Below are 21,748 nucleotides of genomic sequence, written 5' to 3' on the forward strand. Positions count from 1 at the left end.
GAAACCGCTGCTTTATTTTGGGAGGAAAAAGCATTGAATATCAACAGACGTACTATCCTCGCCGGTGCCGGATCCGCCGTTCTGGCGACGGCCTTCGTGTCACGCGCCCGTGCGGCGCAGTATAACTACAAATATGCCAACAACCTGCCCGCCGCGCATCCGATGAACATCCGCGCCAAGGAGGCAGCCGACCGCATCGCCAAGGAAACCGACGGACAGGTCAACATCAGTATTTTCCCCAGCAGCCAGCTGGGCGCCGATACGGACGTTCTAAGCCAGGTGCGCTCGGGCGGCGTTGAATTCTTCACGCTGTCGCCTCTGATCCTGTCGACGCTGGTGCCGAACGCCTCCATCAGTGGCATCGGCTTCGCCTTCCCCAACTACGATTCCGTCTGGGCGGCGATGGATGGCGATCTCGGCAAATATGTCCGCGGCGAAATCGCGAAGCAGAACCTCGTTGCGATGGATACGATCTGGGATAACGGTTTCCGCCAGATCACCAGCGCGTCCAAGCCCATCGCCACGCCGGCCGATCTCGAAAGCTTCAAGATCCGCGTGCCGGTGAGCCCACTGTGGACATCGATGTTCAAGGCCTTCAAGTCGGCCCCTGCCTCGATCAACTTTGCGGAGGTCTATACCGCGCTGCAGACCGGCGTCGTCGATGGGCAGGAAAACCCACTGGCGATCATTTCCACAGCCAAGCTGTTCGAAGTACAGAAGTTCTGCTCGGTCACGAACCATATGTGGGACGGCTTCTGGTTCCTGGCCAACAAGCGCGCCTGGGAGCGTCTGCCGGATGACCTGCGCACCATCGTTGCCAAGAACCTCAACCAATCAGGCAAGGACGAGCGTGCCGACGTGGCGAAGCTGAATGCTTCCGTGAAGGAAGACCTGATTTCAAAGGGGATGACCTTCAACGACACGGATGCGACGCTCTTCCGGGCCGCCCTGAAAGACGCGGGCTTCTATTCCGAGTGGAAAGGCAAATATGGCGATGAAGCCTGGGCCATTCTTGAAAAGGCTGTCGGCGCAAGCCTGACCTGACACAGCTTGAAAGCAACTGGTCCTGCCCTTGGCAGGGCCAGCCTCCTATGTCTGACGAGTGGAATGGAGACTGTTTTGACAGGTCGCCTGACGGGAAAACGCGCGCTGGTATTCGGCGCAGGATCATCAGGTCCAGGGTTCGGCAATGGCAAGGCTGCAGCCGTGCAGTTTGCCCGTGAAGGCGCACGTGTGGCCTGTGTCGATCTTTCCGCCGAAGCCGCCGAAGAAACCGCTGAAATTATCCGCAATGAGGGCTTCGAGGCGTTGGCAATTTCTGCCGATGTCACAAATCTCCAGTCGGTCTCAGCCAGCGTCTCCCGCACCTGCGAAACCTTTGGCGGCATTGATATTCTGCACAACAATGTCGGCGTCACGCATATGGGCGGTCCCGTCGAGCTGGACGAGGAGCGCTTTCGCGCCTCTGTCGATCTAAATATCGGCTCGGTTTACCGCACCGCCAAAGCTGTGTTGCCGGTCATGCTTGAGCAGGGTGGCGGCGCCATCGTCAATATCTCCTCGCTCGCTTCCATTCGCTGGACCGGCTATCCTTATTTCGCCTACTACGCCATGAAAGCCGCCGTGAACCAGGCGACTGTGGCGCTTGCGATGCAATACGCCAGGCAGGGTATCCGCGCCAATTGCATTCTTCCGGGCATGATCGATACGCCGCTTATCTACAAGCAGATCAGCAGCCAATATTCCTCCGTCGAAGATATGGTGGCAGCACGCAATGCGGCCGTGCCTGTGGGACGAATGGGAGACGCTTTCGATATTGCCAGAGCGGCCGTATTTCTGGCGTCCGACGAAGCTAAATTCATTACAGGTATCTGTCTGCCGGTCGACGGCGGGCAAAGTTGTGCTGTGGGAGCTTTTTCCTGATATGGGGACGACAATCATCCCGGTTGAAAGTGATCTGACGGGCGCGCGCGCGGTGGATCGGGCTCTGGCGCTGCTCTCCCTGGTAGGCAGGCACGCGGAACGCGGCGCAGCACTTTCAGTCATCGTTACCGAGAGCGGTCTCAACAAGCCGACAGCCCGCCGCCTGTTGCTGGCGCTGATCCGCGCCGGCCTTGTCGAACAGGACGAAGAAACGAGGCGTTATTATCTGGGCGAGGAAGCCTACGTGCTGGGCAGCCTGTCATCGCGCCGTTTCGGCCTGCTGCAGATGGCGCAGGACGGGCTGACGCGGATCTCGCGCCGCACGGAGGATTCGAGCTTCCTTTCCGTGCGTCGGGATACATTTGCGCTTTGCCTTTACCGGGAAGAAGGCACCTGGCCGGTGCGCACCCATGCGCTTCAGGCCGGCTTCGAACATCCGCTCGGCATTGGCGCCGGTTCACTCGCCATGCTGGCGGCGCTTTCCGATGCCGAGGTGGAAAGCGTTATCGCGGCCAATAGCGGGCTGATTGCCGCCAATTATCCTGGGATCACCCTCGAGGGCCTTCGCCGCGACGTCGAAACCACGAGGGCGAATGGCTACTCGCTTAATCCGGGCCTGATCCTCTCGAATTCCTGGGGCATCGGGGTCGCGATCCGCACGCCCGATGGCGCGGTGGCTGGCGCATTGAGCATCGCCGCCGTTGACAGCCGCATGCGGCCGGAGCGCCAACCCGAACTCGCAACGCTGTTACGCGATGAAGTTACCCGCATCGAAACACGCATCGCAGAAATGATGGCCAGCCGCGCCCGAACGCGCGGTGAAGGCGACACGAAACGTCAGATACGGAGAACGAGCAAATGAGCAAAGCACAGATCGTCGGCTGGGCGCATTCGCCTTTCGGCAAGTCGGCACTCGAAAATACCGAACAGTTGATGGCTTCGGTCGTGGCGCCCGCCATCGACCATGCCGGCGTCGATGCCGGCGATATCGACGGCATTTTTGTTGGCGTCATGAATAACGGCTTCTCAAAACAGGACTTTCAGGGCGCGCTTGTAGCGATGGGCGATGAGCGCCTCGCCTATACGCCCGCCGTGCGGTTCGAAAACGCCTGCTCGACGGGATCGGCCGCCCTTTATAGCGCCATGGATTTCATCGAGGCCGGGCGTGGACGCATCGCGCTCGTTGTCGGCGCCGAAAAGATGACGGCGCTTCCTACTGCCGAGGTCGGCGAAATATTGCTTTCCGCCTGCTACCGTGCGGAAGAGGACAATATTTCCGGCGGCTTCGCCGGCCAGTTCGGACGCATTGCCCAGGCGTATTTCCAGCGTTACGGCGACCGCTCGGAAGAGCTCGCGATGATCGCCGCCAAAAACCATGCGAACGGCGCGGTCAATCCTTACGCTCATATGCGCAAGGATTTCGGCTTCGAATTCTGCAACACCGTATCGGACAAAAACCCCTACGTCGCAGCGCCTTTGCGCCGCACCGACTGCTCGCTAATATCAGATGGAGCGGCCGCCATCGTTCTCGCCGACGAGGAAACGGCTGCCACGCTGAACCGCGCAATAGGTTTCAGGGGGCGCAAACATGTCAACGATATCATGGCGCTCAGCCGCCGAGACCCGCTGGCTTTCGAAGGCGCGCGACGCGCCTGGGCGGGCTCGCTCGACCTCGCAGGGGCAACCCTCGACGATCTCTCCTTCGTCGAAACGCACGACTGCTTCACCATCGCAGAGCTTATCGAATACGAGGCGATGGGATTGGCGAAACCCGGCGAAGGCCATCGGGTCGTGCGTGAGGGAACGGCGCTGAAAACCGGGCGCTTGCCGATCAATCCATCGGGAGGTCTGAAATCCAAGGGCCATCCTGTCGGCGCAACAGGCGTCTCGATGCATGTCATGGCAGCCATGCAGTTGATGGGCGAGGCCGGTGAGATGCAGATCCCCGGCGCTTCCCTGGCAGGCGTATTTAACATGGGCGGCACTGCGGTTGCCAATTATGTCTCGATCATGGAGCGCGTGAAATGACGACACCGAACGCCGTGCAGCATCCTGCGGGCGGGGTCGCGCCTTCAACGACGCGGGTGATGAACCTTTCGCATTTCCTGACACAGGCGGCGCGGCGGAACCCTCACCACATTGGGTTCGTCTGGGGCGAAAAGACGTGGACCTGGGCTCAGATGGAAGCCCGGGTTGATGCCATGGCCCATGCGCTGATCCATGAATTCGGCGTCGCGAAGGGAGACCGCATTCTGGTGCAGTCCTCCAACAACAATCAGATGTTCGAATCCATGTTCGCTTGCTTTCGGGTGGGTGCTGTGTGGGTGCCGACCAATTACCGCCAGTCACCTGATGAGGTCGCCTATCTGGCAAAGGCGAGCGGTGCACGCGGCATGATCTGCGCCAGCGCCTTTCCTGACCATGCACAAGCGAGCCGTGCGGCGGCGGCCATCGACTTCACGATCGCTATCGGACAAGCGGAGTTCGGCGAAGATTATGACGCCATCGTTGATCGCCACCAGGGGATGAGGGTGAAGAGCCAGGCTGTGGATCGCGACGATCCCTGCTGGTTCTTCTTCACGTCAGGCACCACTGGCCGTCCCAAGGCCGCTGTTTTGACGCATGGCCAGATGGCTTTCGTCATCACCAACCACCTTTGCGATCTGATGCCCGCTACCGGGCCGGATGACGCCTCCATCGTCGTCGCCCCGCTTTCGCACGGCGCGGGTGTCCATCAATTGGTGCAGGTGGCGCACGGCGTGAAAACCGTCCTACCGGCGTCGGAAAAACTCGATGTTGCGGCGGTATGGGCACTGATCGAGAAGTGGCGTGTCACCAATGCCTTCACGGTGCCGACCATTCTCAAAATGCTGATCGAAGATCCTTCCGTCGATCAATACGATCATTCTTCGCTGCGCTACGTCATCTATGCCGGCGCCCCGATGTATCGCGCTGATCAGAAACGGGCACTCGCCAAGCTCGGCCCGGTGCTGGTCCAATATTTCGGGCTGGGTGAGGTCACCGGAAACATCACCGTGCTGCCTCCTTCCTTCCATAGCGCCGAGGACGGTCCGCAAGCGCGCATCGGCACCTGCGGATTCGACCGTACCGGCATGGAAGTGCAAATCCAGAACGACGCGGGCGAGGAGGTTGGCGCGGGCGAAACCGGCGAGATCTGCGTTATCGGTCCCGCTGTCTTCGCCGGTTATTACGAAAACCCGGAGGCGACTGCGAAGGCCTTTCGCAATGGCTGGTTCCGCACCGGCGACCTTGGCCACCGTGATGAAAACGGCTTCGTTTACATTACTGGTCGCGCCTCCGACATGTATATTTCCGGCGGCTCGAACATCTACCCACGGGAAATCGAGGAGAAAATCCTCATGCATCCCGATATCAGTGAAACTGCAGTTCTTGGCGTGCCGGATGCGGTGTGGGGCGAGGTCGGCCTTGCCGTCTGTGTTGCCCGGGACGGTGCAGATATCGGCGGCATCGACCTCAAGGCCTATCTCGAGGGCAAGATGGCCCGTTACAAGCTACCAAAGACCGTGGTGTTCTGGGAGGCCATGCCAAAATCCGCCTATGGCAAGATTACCAAGAAGATGATCCGTGAAGAACTGGAAAAGCGTGGCCAACTGCCTCTCTTCGACGAAAAGCGGACAGGCTGACAGCACGACATTCAACCGGGAGGAGACGGTATGACGCAGCAGACGACAGGGACAAAGGGGGCGGTTGCAATTACCGGCGGTGCATCCGGTATAGGCCTTTCCACCGCGCGGCTTCTGATGGCGCGCGGATGGCAGCCATGGCTGCTGGACCTCAAGCGCGACGCTCTCGATGCGGCCTGTGAAAAGCTGGGTTTGGAGCCCTCGCGTGGCATCGTGTGCAATGTGGCGGAGGAGGCTTCGATTGAACAGGCTTTCGCTGCTTTGACCGCGGGCATGTCGGGTCGGTCATTCGATCTGGTCGCCGTCGTCAACAGCGCCGGCATCGGCATCGACAAGCTTTCCGTCGACACAAGCGTCGAGGAATTCCGACGTATTATCGACGTCAATCTCGTTGGCAGCTTCGCAGTGGCGCGAACCGCGGCGCGATATTGGCTGGAACGAGAGCTTGGCGGCTCCATCGTCAATATCAGCTCCGTCTCCGGCATGTGCGGCAATCGCGGTCGCAGCGCCTATGGCGCATCGAAAGGCGGCGTCAATCTTCTGACGATGGTCATGGCAAACGAGTTGGGCCAATCCGGCATTCGCGTCAACGCGATTGCGCCCGGGCCCGTCGACACCCCCCTCACCCAGGCCGTTCATACGGAAAACGTCCGCACCCAATGGCATAGCCGCGTTCCCATGCACCGCTATGGCCGGACGGACGAAATTGCCTCCGCCGTCGCCTTCCTCGTGTCGGATGATGCAAGCTATGTCAACGGACAGGTGCTTGCTGTCGATGGCGGCTTCATAACGGCCGGGCTCGCCGTATGACTGGGATGGACACGGTGGAGCTCCCCCGTCGCATCGTCCATCCTGGACCCGTAACGGCCGAGCGTTTTCGTGCCATTGGATGCCATGCCCATTCCGTCACTCTGACGGCGAAGCCTGGAATATCCGTCAATCAGGCAATTGCCGAAGCCTTTGAGGAACAGGGTTTCGAAGGCGGTTATGTCTGGCTGAAAAACGTGCCAATGAAGCAGTTGAACTACGTCATGCCCGCCGCCTCACCCGATGGTGCCCATGCCGCCTGGTACAGCGAAACCTTTTCCATGCCCGGAGGGATAATTAACGAGGCGGGCCTGCATATGGGCCGGCGAGACGGTGCGCCTTTCATGCACTGCCACGGTTCATGGCAATCCGCCGAGGGAATTGTTTCCATGGGACATCTATTGCCTTTCGAAGCACAATTCGCCCGCGAAACCGCCCTTGAGGCACTTGCCCTCGATGGCGCAATCCTCGATGTGCAAAAGGACGAGGAAACCAACTTCCCACTTTTTACACCCGTCGCCCGACCGCGTTGTCGCACCACGTCAGGACTGCGGGCAATCTTATGTACCGTACGGCCAAACACAGATATCTGCATGGCCCTTGAAGCGGCTTCTTCCCAGTTCGGTCTGCACGAGGTCGATATCAACGGCATCGGCAGCCTGATCGGTGCGGATTACGAGGACGGGACGAGCCTGACCGCTTTTGCCAGCGAAATACTTATCCGCAATGGCTCTATAGAGCCCTCCGTCGGCGGAGGACGGCAGGCAATGCTGGATATCGCGATGGTGGACCTCACCAATCACATCAGTGGTGGGCGGCTCGTCCGCGGCAAAAATCCGGTCTGCGTCACCTTTGAACTGCTCCTGACCGAACGGCAGAGAGTTTGATTTGCGTCGAGCGGGTTTGTTTACAGCCGCCCGCAACTCCTGTCACAGACAAGCCGCAGAATCCGCGCCGTTTCGGCGCGTGGACCTCCGCCACAGCGAAACTCTCAAGCGAAGGTCACGGTTGCGCGCCGGCTTATCGCGTTGACGCTGTCCTGGCCGTCAACTTGTTTCCATCAGGATCGCGGAGATAGGCGACAAACGCGCCGTTCGGCCGTTCCGCCGGCGGGGTTTCAATCGACGTGCCGCCATGTGCGACGCCGGCTGCATGCCATGCAAGCACGTGGTCAGGAGTCCTCGCCGCGATGCCGATCGTTCCTCCATTGGCTGCGGTTGCCGGTTTTCCATCAATCGGGGTCGTGATCATAAGCCGCCCGCCTTCGTGGAGGTAGATCAGCCGCCCTCTCGCATCCACCTGACCGGCCTTGCCGCCGAGGGCAACAAAGGTGGCATCGTAGAAATTTTTGGAGCGCTGGAGGTCGTTGCTGCCAATCATAACATGGGTGAACATGTTTATCTCCTCACGGATGGAAACTGGTGTTGCCTGCCATCTAACGGGCGATTGACAATTAAAGGGCCGGCAGGCGACGTGCCAAGCGCTTTGTTACACAGTTTCACAATCAGAAGCGATTAAGTCTTGCCATGGCCCACACGCAGCAACTACCGCCGGTAAGCGACATGCTCCGCCAGATGCCCGAAAGCGCAAGGCAGAGCAAATGCCTAATCGTTCAAAAAGCGCCGATCCCACTTTGGGACTAACGCACCAGCCTGACTCTTTGCAGACTGGTGCGCCCGATCACGAAACATAAATCGGAAAAGCGTCGCAAAGGGCGGCAACCTCTGCCCGCACGTCGGCCTCGACTGCGGCGTCACCTTCGGCATTCACGGCCAGCGCATCGATGACGCGCAGAATCATCATGCCGATTTTTTCGAATTCAGCCACACCGAAGCCGCGCGTCGTGCCGGCCGAGCTGCCGAGGCGGATGCCGGACGTGATGAAAGGCTTTTCCGGATCGTTCGGAATGGCGTTCTTGTTGCAGGTCAACCCCGCGCGCTCCAGGGCGATCTCGGCCACTTTGCCGGTCACACCTTTCGGGCGCAGATCGACCAGCACCATGTGGCTATCCGTGCCGCCAGAGACGATGCCGAGGCCGCCATCCCTCAGGACCTTGGCCAGTGCCTGCGCATTGGCGATCACCTGACCGGCGTAGTCGGAAAATTCGGGCCGCAGCGCCTCGCCGAAGGCAACCGCCTTGGCGGCGACGTGCATCAACGGACCGCCCTGATTGCCGGGGAAGACCGCCGAGTTCAGCTTCTTGGCAAGATCGGCATCATTGGTCAGGATCACGCCGCCGCGCGGGCCGCGCAGGGTCTTGTGGGTGGTCGAGGTGGTGACGTGGGCATGCGGCACCGGGTTCGGATATTTGCCGCCGGCGATCAGTCCGGCATAATGGGCCATGTCGACCATCAGATAGGCGCCGATTTCATCGGCGATCTTTCGGAAGCCGGCGAAATCGATCTGGCGCGGATAGGCGGAGGCGCCCGCTATGATCAACTTCGGCTTCGTTTCCAGCGCTCGCGCTCGCACCTTCTCCATGTCGATCAGATGCGTGTCGGCATCGACCTCGTAGGACACGACATCGAACCACTTGCCGGACATCGTCACCGGCGAACCGTGCGTGAGGTGGCCGCCATGGGCGAGCGAAAGCCCCATGATGCGGTCGCCCGGCTGCAGCAGTGCCAGGAACACGGCCTGATTGGCCTGCGCGCCGGAATGCGGCTGCACATTGGCGAATTCCGCGCCGAAGAGCTGCTTCAGCCGGTCGATGGCGACCTGTTCGACCTTGTCGACGAATTCGCAGCCGCCGTAATAACGCTTGCCCGGATAGCCCTCGGCATATTTGTTGGTCAGCACCGAGCCTTGAGCGGCCAGAACATCGGCCGACACGATGTTCTCCGAGGCGATCAGCTCGATCTGCGTCTTCTGGCGGTCGAGTTCCTCGGCGATGGCCTCGGCGATCACCGGGTCCGAAACGGTATTATGCGACAGGCGGTTGAGCATGGTTTTCTCCTCCAGGATCAGGCGATGTCGGCTGCAAGTTCCTTGCAGCCCGTTTCAAGCAAATGGCCGAGATGCGACACGAAGCTGTTCCAGACATCCATGCGGAAACGGTTCTCCGCATCGCGCCACAGCACCACGGTCACGCCGTCGAAAATCGTCCGGCGGCCCTCGCCGACGGCAATGGTCTCGATGTCGCGGGGGCAGCCCAGCGTCAGCAGTTCGGAAGCCCGAGGGCCCTCGATCAGCAGCGTCACCTCGCGCCCGGAAATATCGACGAGACTGTGCGGATGGCTGGCGTAAATGCCGGCGCAGGCGGCGATCAGCCGGCCGGTTTCGGTGATCGGTGCAAGGATGGTCCATTCATCCGGGCCAAGCCGCAGCGTCTCGGTTTCGCCGGAAGCGGCGCGGGCGCCGATCCGTTCGGGCAAGGTCAAGCCAAGGGTGGCGTTGAGCGGCGCCAGATCGCCGCGCGCCCTGAGCGACAACCGCGCCGACGCGGCCAGGACGCTGACCTTGGCAGCTTTGCTCTCGGCCAGCACGCCTGGAACAGGGGAGGAAACGCGCATGTTCATTGTCATCTCCAACTTCAGATTTTCAGGCGGGTGTTTTCGGGATCGACAAAGACCATCCCGGTGATTTTCGCGGCGATGGTGCGATCCAGCATCGGAATATAGACGGTCTCGCCCATCCGCTCATGCCCGCCTTCGACCAGGGCGAGCGCGATCGGCTGGCCAACGGCGTCCGAATGATAGGATGACGTTACATGGCCAACCATCTTCATCGGGATTGGCTGTTTGGGATCGAAGACGATTTGCGCGCCCTCTTCCAGCTTCGAGCGGTCTTCCGTCAGAAGGCCGACGAGGTGGCGGCGGCCCTTGGCGACGAGATCGGGGCGGGCAAGGCCGCGCTTGCCGACGAAATCGGGCTTCGACTTGCCGACCGCCCATCCCATCGCGGCGTCATAGGGCGTCACCGTGCCGTCGGTATCCTGCCCGACGATGATATAGCCCTTTTCGGCGCGAAGAACGTGCATGGTCTCCGTGCCGTAAGGCGTGATGTCATATTGCCGGCCGGCCTCCCAGAGGATTTCCCACAGCTTGCGGCCGAGAGGTGCCGGCACGTTGATCTCGAAGCCGATCTCGCCGGTGAAGCTGACGCGGAACAGCCGCGCCGGCATGCCGGCGACCGTGCATTCCGCGCAGGACATATGCGGGAAGGCCTCTTCCGTGAGCTCCACGCCTTCCACCAGCGGCGAAAGCAGCTTGGCCGCATTCGGACCGTTGAGAGCGATGGTGGACCATTGCTCCGTGGTCGATGTCAGCCAGACCTTGAGGTCGGGCCATTCGGTCTGGAGGTAATCCTCCATCATGTTCAGCACGCGGGCGGCGCCGCCTGTCGTGGTGGTGACGTGGAAACGGTCCTCGGTCATGCGGCCGATGACGCCGTCGTCGCGGATGAAGCCGTCGTCGCCGAGCAGCAGGCCGTAACGGCAGCGGCCGGGCGCGAGCTTCGTCCAGGGATTGGTATACATGCGGTTCATGAACTCGACCGCATCGGGACCGACCACCTCGATCTTGCCGAGCGTCGAGGCGTCGAAAATACCGAGGCTCTGGCGCACCGCCCGGCATTCGCGGCCGACCGCTGCATCCATGTCTTCGCCGGGCTTCGGAAAATACCAGGCGCGACGCCATTGCCCGACCGGCTCATAGACCGCGCCATGGGCCTCGGCCCAACCGTCGATCTGCGTCTTGCGTGTCACCTCGAAATGCGCGCCACGATGGTAACCCGCAAAAGCGCCGAAGGTCGTCGGCGTATAGGGCGGACGGAAGGTGGTGAGACCCACGTCCGGCTGGCGCTTGCCCAGAGCCTGTGCCGCGATGTTCAGGCCGTTGATGTTGGACATCTTGCCCTGATCGGTCGCCATACCGTTGGTCGTATAGCGTTTGACATGCTCGATGGAGCGCATGCCCTCGCGCACGGCAAGCCGCAAGTCCTTGGCCGTCACGTCGTTCTGGTAATCGACGAAGGCCTTGGCCTTGCCGGCGTCGCGGTCGCTCGGCAGTTCCGTGTGGGAGACACCGCTGCCGGGACGATCGTGTTCCACCGCCTGGCTGGAAACGTTAGTGGTCTTGCCAAGCGCCGCGACGATTTCGCGACCGCGCTCCGCGCCGTCCTTTAGCGCGGCCTCGATGCCCCAGAGCCCGCGCCCGGCGCCGGCGATCACGCAATCCTCGTTCGTCATGGCGGGCAGGAAGGTGGTCCACTCATTATCCCAGGCGAGCTTGCCCTGCGTGTGGGAGAAGAGATGCAGAGACGGCGTCCAGCCGCCCGACATCAGCAAGGCGTCGCAGGCAATCTCCTGTCCCGCAGCGACTGTCGAGCCATTCACCGGATTGACGCGGACCGACTTGACGCGCAGCCGTCCCGACGTCGCCGTGACGGTATGCGACAGCTTGACCGGAATGCCGAGCGCGCGCGCCTCGTTCACCAGCTCCTCGCGCACTTTGTCGCGGGTATCGACAATCGCCTGAACGCGGGCGCCGGCACCGTGAAGATCGAAAGCCGCATACCAGGCGCTGTCATGGCTCGTCACCACCACCGGGCGATTGCCGGCCTTGACGCCGTAGCGGTTGAGATAGGTCTGGGCAGCGCCCGCCAGCATCACGCCCGGCCGGTCGTTGCCGTGAAAAATCAGCGGCTTTTCCAGCGCGCCCTGGGCCAGCACCACCTGACGCGCCCGAACGCGCCACAGGCGTTCGCGCGGCACATCCTTCGGCACGGTTTCGAGATGGTCGGTCAGCTTTTCGCAAAGGCCGATCATGTTCTGGTGATAATAAGCAATGGCGGTGGTGCGCGTCATCACCCTGACGTCGCGATCCTTCAGGGCCTTCAATTCATCCGCAAGCCAGGTCCATGCGGGCTTGTCGTTAATCTTCGCCTGGGGTTCGGACAAGAGCGTGCCGCCGGCTTCGGCATTTTCATCGACCAGCACGACCTTGAGGCCATCGACCGCAGCCGCGCGCGCGGCTGCGAGACCGGCGGGACCGGCGCCGACGATCAGCACGTCGCAATGCAGGTTGCGCGATGCGTAGGTATCGGGGTCTTCCTCCTTGGGAGATACGCCGAGACCGGCCGCCGCGCGGATGAAGGGCTCATAGACCTTGTTCCAGAAGCTCTTCGGCCACATGAAGGTCTTGTAGTAGAAGCCGGCCGAAAACAGCATATAGGCCATGTCGTTGACGGCGCCGATATCGAATTTCAGGCTCGGATATTTGTTCTGCGAGGTGGTCTCCAGGCCGTTCCAGATTTCCTGCACCGTGGCGCGGGTATTGGGCTCGAACCGGCCGGTGCCGCGGCGGGTGCCGATCAGCGCATTCGGCTCCTCGGAACCCGCCGCCACCGGGCCGCGCGGGCGGTGGTATTTGAACGAGCGGCCCATCAGATGCACGCCATTGGCAAGAAGCGCGGAAGCGACGGTGTCGCCCTTGAGGCCGCGATAGGTCTTGCCGTCGAAGGTGAAGCTCACGGAGCTTGAAGCATCCACCCGGCCACGGCCGGAAACGCGATAGGGGTTCATTTCGACACCTCGGAGCTTGCTGGTGCACGTGTCAGCGTAGACAGTTCAGGGCGCGGCTCGCCCGCGCGATAGGTCGTGAGAAACCGGTCGCTCACCGTGTCGCGCACGGCGTTGAAGAATCGCCCGCAACCATGCAGGTGCCGCCAGCGCTCGAAATGCGGACCTTTGACGTTTTCGCGGATGTACAGGAATTCCTCCCATTGTTCATCGCTCTGCGACGACGGGTCGGCCGGGCGCACGATATGGGCCTGCCCGGCATAGGTGAATTCGGCTTCGGGCAGCGTTTCGTTGCAATAGGGGCAGCGGATCAAAAGCATCGTTGTGTCCTCAGTGCGCCACGGCGGCGGCGGCGGCCTCGTCGATCAGGCGGCCGGAGCGGAAGCGCTCCAGCGTAAACGGCGCGTTGATCGGGTGCGGTTCGTTCTTGGCGATGGTCCAGGCGAAGGTGTGGGCAGCGCCCGGCGTGGCCTTGAAGCCGCCCGTGCCCCAGCCGCAATTGACGTAGAGCCCGGCGACCGGGGTCTTGCCGAGAATGGCCGAGCGATCCGGCGTCACATCGACGATGCCGCCCCATTTGCGCAGCATGCGCATGCGGTTGAAGATCGGGAAGATTTCGACGATGGCGGCGATCGTATGCTCGATCAGCGGCAGGCCGCCGCGCTGCGAATAGGACGTATACTGGTCCGTGCCCGAACCGATCACCAGCTCGCCCTTGTCCGACTGGCTGATATAGGCGTGGACCGCGTTCGACATGACGACGCAGGGGAAGATCGGCTTGATCGGCTCCGACACCAGCGCCTGCAAGGGATAGCTTTCGAGCGGCAGGCGCACGCCGGCCGTATCCATGACGACGGAGGTGTGGCCGGCGGCCGAGACCCCGACCTTCTTCGCCTTGATGAAGCCGCGCGCCGTTTCCACACCGGCCACGGAACCGTCGGCATTGCGGCGAATGGCGGTGACCGGGCAGTTCTGGATGATATCGACGCCACGGGCGGCGGCGGCGCGCGCATACCCCCAGGCAACCGCATCGTGGCGCGCCGTACCGGCCCGTTCCTGAAGCGCGCCGCCCATGACCGGATAGCGCGCATTCGCCGCGATGCTCAACGGCGGGCAATAGTCCTTGCATTCTTGTGCGCTGAGCCAGCGATTGTCGACGCCGTTCAGGCGGTTGGAATGGATATGACGCTTGAAGCTCTGAACGTCGTGCACATTGTGGGCGAGCATCAGCACGCCGCGTTTCGAATACATGACGTTATAGTTCAGTTCCTGGCTCAGGTTCTCCCAGAGATCGACGGCATGGTCGTAAAGACGGGCGCTCTCGTCATAGAGATAGTTGGAACGGATGATGGTCGTGTTGCGGCCGGTATTGCCGCCGCCGAGCCAGCCCTTGTCGATGACGGCGACATTGGTGATGCCGTGCTGGCTGGCCAGATAATAGGCAGCCCCCAGGCCGTGGCCGCCGGCGCCGACGATGATCACGTCATATTCGGATTTCGGCTGGCTGTCCGGCCATTGTTCTTCCCAATTTTTATTGCCCGTCAGGGCATTCTTCAAAAGACTGAAAGCATTAAAGCGCGTCATGATCGGACCCGACGGTTGGAAAATCTGTTGTCGTAAAAGCTAAGATCATTTGCCATCGCCCGGCTGGACAATCGCGTCTGTTTGCATGAATATTTGCGTCATGAAATCGCACGCCGCAAAAAAACGCCTCAGCGTCGCCTTCCTCCTTGCAGACCGCTTCACGCTGTCGGCCTTTGCAAATTTCGTGGATGTGCTGCGCCTTGCCGCGGACGAAGCAGACCGCTCCCGTCCCATCCTGTGCGAATGGTCGGTTCTGTCGGCGACGCTCGGCAGCGTGCAGTCGAGCTGCGGCGTAAAAGTGCAGCCGGATACGCGGCTGATGAACGCAGGGCGCTACGATTACATCGTCGTCGTCGGCGGCTTGATCAGCGACCACAGCGCGCTTGCACCTGAAGCCATTCGCTTTCTCAAGGATCGTGCGAGAGAGGGCGTCCCTATCGTTGGTCTCTGTACCGGTGTCTTCATTCTGCACGAAGCGGGTCTGCTCGACGGCTATCGCTGCTGTGTGAGCTGGTTCCACCGCCAGGATTTTCTGGACCGTTTCGCTACCGTGCAAATGGTCTCGGACCAGATTTTCGTCATCGACCGGGACCGGCTCACCTGCTCCGGCGGCCATGGAGCGGCCCATCTCGCGGCCTTTCTTGTGGAGCGCCATGTCGGCCAGTCCGCCGCCATTAAGAGCCTCAACATCATGATGATCGACAGCGCGCTGAGCGGTGAAAAGCCCCAGCCCGGCCAGCAGAGCGCGCGAAAGGCTACCGATCCGCTTGTCAAAAAAGCGATCCTGCGCATGCAACAGAATATCGAGGTTCCGAAAACAGTGCTGGAACTGGCGAGCGATCTTGGGCTTGGCCGCCGCAGTCTCGAACGGCGTTTCCTCATCGACCTCAAGGCGACACCGTCAAAAGTTTACCTCGAACTTCGTCTGGACCGCGCGCTTTCTCTTTTGCGCGCGACGCAGGATCCGATTACTCAGATTGCGCTTGCCACCGGGTTCTGCGACGCACCGCATCTTTCCCGCACACTCAAGACCGAGCGCGGCTTTACACCCAGCGAATATCGTAAAACGCAGGTTGGCCACACGGTGGCGGACGAAGAATTCGCTGTTGGGGTGCTGCTGCCTCAAATGTAAGCAGCTTCGGCCATTGCAATTATGAGGGCGCGTTTTCTCACTGAACCACCGCTATCGCACCCTATGTTTTACCGTCGAAGGCATCAATCGCCTGTTGAGGTGGCGTCCGGCAACGGATATCAGGTGCACAAAATCCCTGCGGACGTTCCGCACGCAATAAGGCTTATCCTCCTATGATCCCGGACTTCCTCGTCACCCATTCCGGCGGCTTCCATGCCGACGAACTTCTCTCAAGCGTCGTGCTCACCCGGCTTTTCCCGCAGGCCCGCCTTGTCCGCAGCAGGGCAGCCGAGTGGATCACCCCGGCCACGGATCGCATCATCTATGACGTCGGCGGCGCATATGATCCTGAGGCCGGCATCTTCGATCATCATCAGCGCGGCGCCCCGTTGCGCGATGACGGCCAACCCTTCAGCTCATTCGGCCTGATCTGGAAACATTTTGGCCACGATTTTCTTGCCGCGTTCGGTATTCCTGAAGAACATATCGAAGCAATCCATGCCTCGTTCGACAAGAGCTTCGTGCTGCCGGTCGATCTGGTCGACAATGGCGCGCTCAGCCCCTCGACGGCTGGACCGCTTGCCGGACTGACCTTGCCTGTTCTTCTGGAAACGCTCAAACCTGTTTTCGACGAGACGGATCCGGAAGCGGACGATCGTTGTTTTAACGCGGCGCTCGCCATTGCGCGTGCTTTCGTTGAAGCCAAGATCGCAAACAGCGCTGCAAAACTGCGGGCCGAAGCGCTTGTGCAGAAAGCGATCGTCGATGCAGGTCAGGGACAGGTTCTGGAACTGCCGATGGGAATGCCATTTCGTCCCGCCATCATCAAGGCCGGCGCCGAGCACCTGCTATTTGTCGTTCACCCACGTCAGAACGACTGGTGCCTGACCGGCATTCGCCGCGCGGATGACGGGTTCGAACTGCGCGCGGACCTTCCGGCGGGCTGGGCGGGCCTGACGGGCAAGGACCTGGAAGCGGTTTGCGGTGTCGAAGGCGCGACCTTCTGCCATAACGGTCGCTTCGTTGCCGCGGCCAGAACCCGTGAGGCGGCGCTTGCCATGGCGGCGATAGCGGTCAGGCAGGCAACCGCCGCAATCTCATAAGACAGCGTCACCTTTTTTGGTGTGGGGGTTCGCCTGGAATTCAGCGGGTGACAGACGCTGTTGCCGGCTCGCCCTCCTGCGGCCATCGCCGCAATGCGTCTTGTCCCGCCTCTGTCAGGCCATAGACCCCTCTGTCCTGGCGCTCGAACCAGCCATAAACGTTCGAAAGCAGGATCTTGCCGGCATCGGGTACACTCGATCTGACCTCACGAACGCGCAACGGGCCTGAAGCCAGCGCCTGGGCACAGCCGAGCGCCTGCTGACGGTACGCCGTCATGACCGGCGCGCGGGTACTGCCGCCGATTGCCGGATCGCCGCGCCTTTTCTGATGCTCACGCATCAGCCGCGACCGACGTTTCGGATTGGTCCGCGGCATGGGTGAGATTGAACCGACGATCACGCTCACGTCTCCATGATCGGAGACGCCGAGCATGCCGATGCCGAGCCTGCGGCACAGGTCGCGATAGCGCCTGTCGGATTCGCGGCCTTTTCCCCGTGCAGACACCCGAGCCGCAACCCAAACCTCGTCGGCAACCGCCGCACGATCAACAGCCTGCAGGATGAGTTCCAGATTGAAACTCAGCTTCAGTTCGCAGATCACGACGACAGGCGGATCATCATCACTGAGGCCCACGAGGTCGCAGCCACCAACCTCGCCCTTGACGGTGTAGCCAGCCTTTTCGAGAAAGCCCTTGATTGGCAGATAAAGCGACGTTTCCATGGGCCTGCGGGTTCGTATCAAGTTCCCCCAGTTACATCGATCCGCGTATGCTGGACAAGCCTTAAGCAGCTCGATGCAAAAGCTCAGGCCTGATCGAGCGCAAGGGTGAGGTCGGCCACGAGATCATCCGGATGTTCGATGCCGATCGACAGCCGGATCGTGGAGTCGAGAACGCCGATGCGCTGGCGGACATCGGCAGGAACGCCCGAGTGGGTCATCGTTGCGGGGTGCGACGCAAGGGACTCTGTGCCACCGAGGCTCACGGCCAGTTTGAATATATTGAGCGCATTGAGAAACCTGAAAGAAGCAGGCTGCCCGCCGACGATATCGAACGAAAAGGTGGAGCCCGCGCCCGAGCACTGTGCGGCGAACACTTTTCCAACCGCGGATGCTGGATCGCTGAATGGCAGATAATGAATTTTGTCGACCTTCGGATGTCCTCTTAAAAATTCTGCCACAACCCTGGCATTGCTATCGGCGCGTTCCATGCGAATTTGCAGCGTTTCGAGCGATCGCCCGAGCATCCAGCATGAATGTGGATCGAGCTGCGTTCCGATTGCTCCGCGCAACGCCTTTACCTGTTTCATCACATCCTTACGGCCCAATGCCGCACCGGCGATGAGGTCAGAATGACCACCGACATACTTGGTCAGCGAGTAGAGCGAGATGTCGGCGCCATGTTCGATGGGCCGCTGAAAAACAGGCCCGAGAAGCGTATTATCGCAGGCGATGATCGGCCTGTGGCCCTGCCTGTTGGCAATGGTCTCTGCAACCCGGCTCATCATCGCGATGTCAACGATGCTGTTTGTTGGATTGGCCGGGGTTTCGATGAGGATAACCGACACCCTGCCCTTCGCCATCGCCTCTTCAGCAGCGGCCATCACGGAGGCTTCGCTCACGCCATCGGCAAAGCCCACCGCGGAGACGCCAAAATTATGGAACGTTTTCGCCAAGAGCGTCTCCGTGCCACCATAAAGAGGCTGGGAGTGAAGCACGGTGTCGCCCGGCCGGACGAAGGCGAAAAGCGTTGTCGAAATGGCCGACATGCCGGAGGAGAAAAGCGCGCAGCTCTCGGTTCGCTCATAAACGGCGAGGCGATCCTCAACAATCTCGCTGTTGGGGTGATTGAAGCGCGAGTAGACGAGGCCAGCACCCCTGCCCTCTGGCGGTTCCTTGCGCCCGGAGACATAGTCGAAGAAATCACGTCCGTCTTCCGCCGATTTAAAGACGAAGGTCGATGTCAGGAATACGGGTGGCTTGACGGCACCCTCCGACAATTCCGGATCGTAACCATAGTTCAACATCTGGGTTTCGGGATGCAGAGCGTGGTTGCCGATATGGGTTTTGGACGGGTGCGGCGCGGTCATCGATAATCCCTCGGATATTGTTGAACTCACCGCAGATTACACACATTTTCACAGAAATACCTTGCATTTTGATGCGCGAAAAGTTTGATAAAGACAATTTGTTGCGGAGAAGTGCCGACTATGTCGCAGAAAATTGCGGACCCCATCGACAGCAGAATCCTCAAGGAGCTGTCGGCCGACGCGCGGATCACCAACAACGAACTCGCAGAGCGGGTCGGCCTGTCAGCATCGGCGTGCCTGCGTCGTCTGCGACGCCTGGAGGAGATTGGCGCGATTAAAGGTTATTCCGCCATCATTGATCCTGCGGTCGAGGGATGGACCATGACCGCCCTCGCCTCCATCCGCCTCAGCCGCCAGCACGATGACGAAATCCGCATGTTCGAAGCCGCCATTCTCGACTGGGATGAGGTTCTCGAGTGTCATCTGGTGACCGGCCCGCGGGATTATATGCTCAAGGTCATGTGCGGCGGACTGGAGGATTACGAGCGCTTCATAAAGGACAAGATTGCGAAGCTGAAATGCGTCGACACCATTGAGACCAGCTTCGTCATGAACACGATCAAGACGCGACGGGTCTAAGTTTGGTTGTGTCCGAGCGGCTTCGAGGATGGCGTCCAACTTCAGCCACGTCTGGCCGATGGCTCTTCTAGCCGGCAGTGATTGCTTCTAGCCAGATGCTAACGGCAACGGCTCCCGCATCCTGATGTCCGACAGCCCTCTCTCCGAGATAGCTCGCGCGACCGAGACGCGGCTTCATGGACGCTGTGGCTTCAGCACCCGCGACACCCGCCGCCACTGCCGAGCGCCACGCATCCTCTGAAGATGCGCCGCCGCCAAGTTTTTCCCTGAACGTTTCCGCCGCGGGATACAGCGCGTCAATCATGGTGCGGTCGCCTGGCCCGGCGCCACCAAGTTCCGAGACGGCTGCGACAGCAGCTAGAAACGCGTCGGCCATTTGTTCGGCGGTCGGCTTTTCGATCCCGGCAAGCTGGCGCGAAGCGCGCATCAGGCCGGTGGCGTAGAATGGTCCCGAGCTTCCGCCGATCGCTTTTCGCATCGCGTTTGCCATCGCCATCAATCCATCCGAAACGTCGCTGAAACTCTGCTCCGGAAGTGCAAGAATTGCTTCGGCACCGCGCACCATGCTCATCCCCAGGTCGCCATCGCCTGTGATGCTGTCAAGCTCCGTTAGCCTGGGCTCCGCGGCGATCAACGCGTTAGCCACATGCCGTGAGACTGCATGTAATCGATCTCCGGCTGTGGTTCTTCTTCTTTTAGCGGCCTCGCTCTTTTCAATATTGTGCGACGGCAGCACCCGCTCCCTGTTCACGGCGCCGCCTCGGGGCCACGCGGTGGCCACGGTCGGCGCGTCGATGAGGCTTAGGGTTTCGGCATCGACAGGTATGACTGACAGAGAGAAGCCTGGCATATCCAGCGCCGAAAGGAAGGTGCCTGCCCAGGCCCGCTCGACGGATATGCCCAATGATTCGAGACGCTCCACCGCGGAGCGTGCCACGATCGCAAGTTCCATCGGCGGCGTTGATCCCAATCCGTTGACAAGAAGCGCCACTCGATCCCCGCTTTTAAGCTTACCATCGGCCTTGATGGTGTCGAGGACCAGCGTCACTAGCTCGTCCACCGGCGCGAGGGGCATCCTCCGGACGCCCTGCTCGCCATGAATCCCGAGCCCCACTTCGATTTCCGCCTCCCCGAGCACGAAGCCCGGCTTGCCGACGGCCGGAAGCGTGCAGGAGCCCAGCGCAACTCCCATCGAAGCCAATTTCCCAGCGGCCTCGCGCGCAATACGGGCCACGTCTTCAAGAGGAAGCCCCCTCTCGGCCGCCGCGCCGGCGAGCTTATGGACCAGCACCGTCCCGGCGATGCCACGGCGTCGGTCTGCGGACACCGTATCCCTCAACGCGACGTCGTCTGCGACGACGACGATCTCGACGGGGATACCTTCGGCCCTTGCCAGCTCTGCCGCCAGACCGAAATTCAGCCTGTCGCCTGTATAGTTCTTCACGATAAGGAGGGCACCGGCAGGCCCTGCCGCGGCCCTGATACCCCCGAGAACCGCATCAGTGCTGGGCGAGGTAAAAACGTCACCTGCGACCGCAACGGTCAGCATGCCCGCCCCGACATAGCCTGCATGGGCGGGCTCATGTCCGCTGCCGCCACCAGACAGCACCGCCACCTTCCGCTTATCCGGTTCGGGAAGGCCGGACTGAATCACGACGTTGTCATCAGCAAGCAGGATCGTCGCAGGACTAAGGGCTACGACCCCTTCAAGCATCTCCCGCACGACCGTTACTGGATTGTTGATGAGCTTCTTCATGCCTTCTTCCTCCGTGCGGTTCCTCAACCGGGGACGCAAACGCGCGCTGCCGACCGAAAACAAGCACGATCTGAAAGCCGATTTCAATTTCCCGACGCTCGCGTCAGGGGTACATTTCCGCCATTGCCTCTCGCGACGGACGCGCTATCATGTCGCCACTACCGGACGGCAGCTTTGGGAGGAGCGATACGTGAGACGGATGTGGCCAGACGAATATGCCTTTCTGCTTGATGGTGCTGAAGAGGTCGACCTTCATATTCCACCGGTAGCCAGAGACGATGGTTCGACCGGCAAGGCGACAACCAGGAAAGCCCTGCGTGCCCGGATCAGCCAGGAAAATTTTGAAAAAATCTGGAGCCTTGCCGAGGCCCGCTACAGGCTGGATGGCAAGTTCACGGGCAAGGCTATCACCCTGATCACGAATAATCCCCACTACAAGGAGTGGCACCCCGCAGACGGTGGCGCCGTCGAAGGCGTTGCCGACAGCGGTCATAAATATTCAACACGCTATGTTATCGTGCACTTCCTTCTGGATGACGTGAGCGAGCCTGTCGAAGCATAGGTTTTCAACCTTCGCCCTTTCCCCGACGG

20 protein-coding genes are annotated in these 21,748 nt (G+C 60.9%); 11 read left to right on the forward strand and 9 right to left on the reverse strand.

Features of this window, described 5'->3' with window-relative positions:
• Positions 1-33 precede the first annotated feature (33 nt).
• From FS804_RS10095 to FS804_RS10125, 7 genes are all read left to right on the forward strand, one after another.
• Positions 34-1,044: a TRAP transporter substrate-binding protein gene (locus FS804_RS10095; RefSeq protein WP_144576478.1), complete on the forward strand. Its 1,011-nt coding sequence runs from the start codon at positions 34-36 to the stop codon at positions 1,042-1,044.
• Positions 1,045-1,119: 75 nt separating this feature from the next.
• The gene (locus FS804_RS10100) at positions 1,120-1,923 is read left to right on the forward strand and encodes an SDR family NAD(P)-dependent oxidoreductase (RefSeq protein ID WP_186376755.1); all 804 of its coding nucleotides are present in this window, start codon (positions 1,120-1,122) and stop codon (positions 1,921-1,923) included.
• A gap of 1 nt (position 1,924) precedes the next feature.
• Positions 1,925-2,785, forward strand: a complete 861-nt coding sequence (locus FS804_RS10105; protein WP_063946922.1) for an IclR family transcriptional regulator — start codon at positions 1,925-1,927, stop codon at positions 2,783-2,785.
• Complete coding sequence (locus FS804_RS10110; RefSeq protein WP_144576480.1) at positions 2,782-3,951, forward strand: acetyl-CoA acetyltransferase; 1,170 nt, start codon at positions 2,782-2,784, stop codon at positions 3,949-3,951. The genes FS804_RS10105 and FS804_RS10110 overlap by 4 nt, the downstream gene beginning before the upstream one ends.
• Complete coding sequence (locus FS804_RS10115) at positions 3,948-5,588, forward strand: acyl-CoA synthetase (protein ID WP_144576481.1); 1,641 nt, start codon at positions 3,948-3,950, stop codon at positions 5,586-5,588. Before FS804_RS10110 ends, FS804_RS10115 begins: the two co-directional genes overlap by 4 nt.
• A gap of 30 nt (positions 5,589-5,618) precedes the next feature.
• Positions 5,619-6,398: an SDR family NAD(P)-dependent oxidoreductase gene (locus FS804_RS10120; protein WP_144576482.1), complete on the forward strand. Its 780-nt coding sequence runs from the start codon at positions 5,619-5,621 to the stop codon at positions 6,396-6,398.
• The gene (locus FS804_RS10125; RefSeq protein WP_144576483.1) at positions 6,395-7,282 is read left to right on the forward strand and encodes a DUF296 domain-containing protein; all 888 of its coding nucleotides are present in this window, start codon (positions 6,395-6,397) and stop codon (positions 7,280-7,282) included. Before FS804_RS10120 ends, FS804_RS10125 begins: the two co-directional genes overlap by 4 nt.
• Positions 7,283-7,415: 133 nt before the next feature.
• On the opposite strand, the gene FS804_RS10130 is transcribed toward FS804_RS10125, so the two are convergent.
• The 6 genes from FS804_RS10130 to FS804_RS10155 all read right to left on the reverse strand — a co-directional run bounded on the left by FS804_RS10130 (position 7,416) and on the right by FS804_RS10155 (position 14,499).
• Positions 7,416-7,790: a VOC family protein gene (locus tag FS804_RS10130; protein WP_144576484.1), complete on the reverse strand. Its 375-nt coding sequence runs from the start codon at positions 7,788-7,790 to the stop codon at positions 7,416-7,418.
• A 285-nt stretch (positions 7,791-8,075) separates the two neighbouring features.
• Positions 8,076-9,341, reverse strand: a complete 1,266-nt coding sequence (gene glyA / locus FS804_RS10135; protein ID WP_144576485.1) for a serine hydroxymethyltransferase — start codon at positions 9,339-9,341, stop codon at positions 8,076-8,078.
• A gap of 17 nt (positions 9,342-9,358) precedes the next feature.
• Positions 9,359-9,913 (reverse strand): sarcosine oxidase subunit gamma family protein, encoded by a 555-nt coding sequence (gene soxG, locus FS804_RS10140; protein WP_186376756.1) that lies wholly within the window; start codon positions 9,911-9,913, stop codon positions 9,359-9,361.
• Positions 9,914-9,927: 14 nt separating this feature from the next.
• On the reverse strand, positions 9,928-12,918 hold the full coding sequence (locus FS804_RS10145; protein ID WP_144576487.1) for a sarcosine oxidase subunit alpha: 2,991 nt from the start codon (positions 12,916-12,918) through the stop codon (positions 9,928-9,930).
• A complete protein-coding gene (locus tag FS804_RS10150; RefSeq protein WP_144576488.1) occupies positions 12,915-13,235 on the reverse strand; it encodes a sarcosine oxidase subunit delta in 321 nt (106 codons plus the stop codon). Before FS804_RS10150 ends, FS804_RS10145 begins: the two co-directional genes overlap by 4 nt.
• 10 nt (positions 13,236-13,245) lie before the next feature.
• Positions 13,246-14,499: a sarcosine oxidase subunit beta family protein gene (locus tag FS804_RS10155; RefSeq protein ID WP_144576489.1), complete on the reverse strand. Its 1,254-nt coding sequence runs from the start codon at positions 14,497-14,499 to the stop codon at positions 13,246-13,248.
• A gap of 85 nt (positions 14,500-14,584) precedes the next feature.
• Between FS804_RS10155 and FS804_RS10160 the strand changes: the two genes are divergently transcribed.
• A complete protein-coding gene (locus FS804_RS10160) occupies positions 14,585-15,631 on the forward strand; it encodes a GlxA family transcriptional regulator (protein ID WP_186376757.1) in 1,047 nt (348 codons plus the stop codon).
• 173 nt (positions 15,632-15,804) lie between these two features.
• On the forward strand, positions 15,805-16,734 hold the full coding sequence (locus FS804_RS10165; protein WP_144576491.1) for an MYG1 family protein: 930 nt from the start codon (positions 15,805-15,807) through the stop codon (positions 16,732-16,734).
• Between the two features lie 40 nt (positions 16,735-16,774).
• Here FS804_RS10165 and FS804_RS10170 read toward each other — a convergent pair whose 3' ends face one another.
• Positions 16,775-17,455, reverse strand: a complete 681-nt coding sequence (locus FS804_RS10170; protein ID WP_144576492.1) for a DUF2161 domain-containing phosphodiesterase — start codon at positions 17,453-17,455, stop codon at positions 16,775-16,777.
• A gap of 83 nt (positions 17,456-17,538) precedes the next feature.
• On the reverse strand, positions 17,539-18,822 hold the full coding sequence (locus FS804_RS10175; protein WP_144576493.1) for a cystathionine gamma-synthase family protein: 1,284 nt from the start codon (positions 18,820-18,822) through the stop codon (positions 17,539-17,541).
• Between the two features lie 120 nt (positions 18,823-18,942).
• Between FS804_RS10175 and FS804_RS10180 the strand changes: the two genes are divergently transcribed.
• A complete protein-coding gene (locus tag FS804_RS10180; RefSeq protein ID WP_144576494.1) occupies positions 18,943-19,401 on the forward strand; it encodes an Lrp/AsnC family transcriptional regulator in 459 nt (152 codons plus the stop codon).
• A gap of 67 nt (positions 19,402-19,468) precedes the next feature.
• On the opposite strand, the gene FS804_RS10185 is transcribed toward FS804_RS10180, so the two are convergent.
• Entirely contained in the window at positions 19,469-21,157 is a 1,689-nt protein-coding gene (locus FS804_RS10185; protein WP_144576495.1) for a dihydroxyacetone kinase family protein, read from the reverse strand.
• Positions 21,158-21,356: 199 nt separating this feature from the next.
• Here FS804_RS10185 and FS804_RS10190 point away from each other — a divergent pair, with 199 nt between their 5' ends.
• Positions 21,357-21,719 (forward strand): hypothetical protein, encoded by a 363-nt coding sequence (locus tag FS804_RS10190; RefSeq protein ID WP_144576930.1) that lies wholly within the window; start codon positions 21,357-21,359, stop codon positions 21,717-21,719.
• The last annotated feature ends 29 nt before the right edge of the window (positions 21,720-21,748 follow it).

Source organism: Agrobacterium sp. DE0009 (genome assembly GCF_007680755.1).
Lineage (GTDB): Bacteria > Pseudomonadota > Alphaproteobacteria > Rhizobiales > Rhizobiaceae > Agrobacterium > Agrobacterium tumefaciens_B.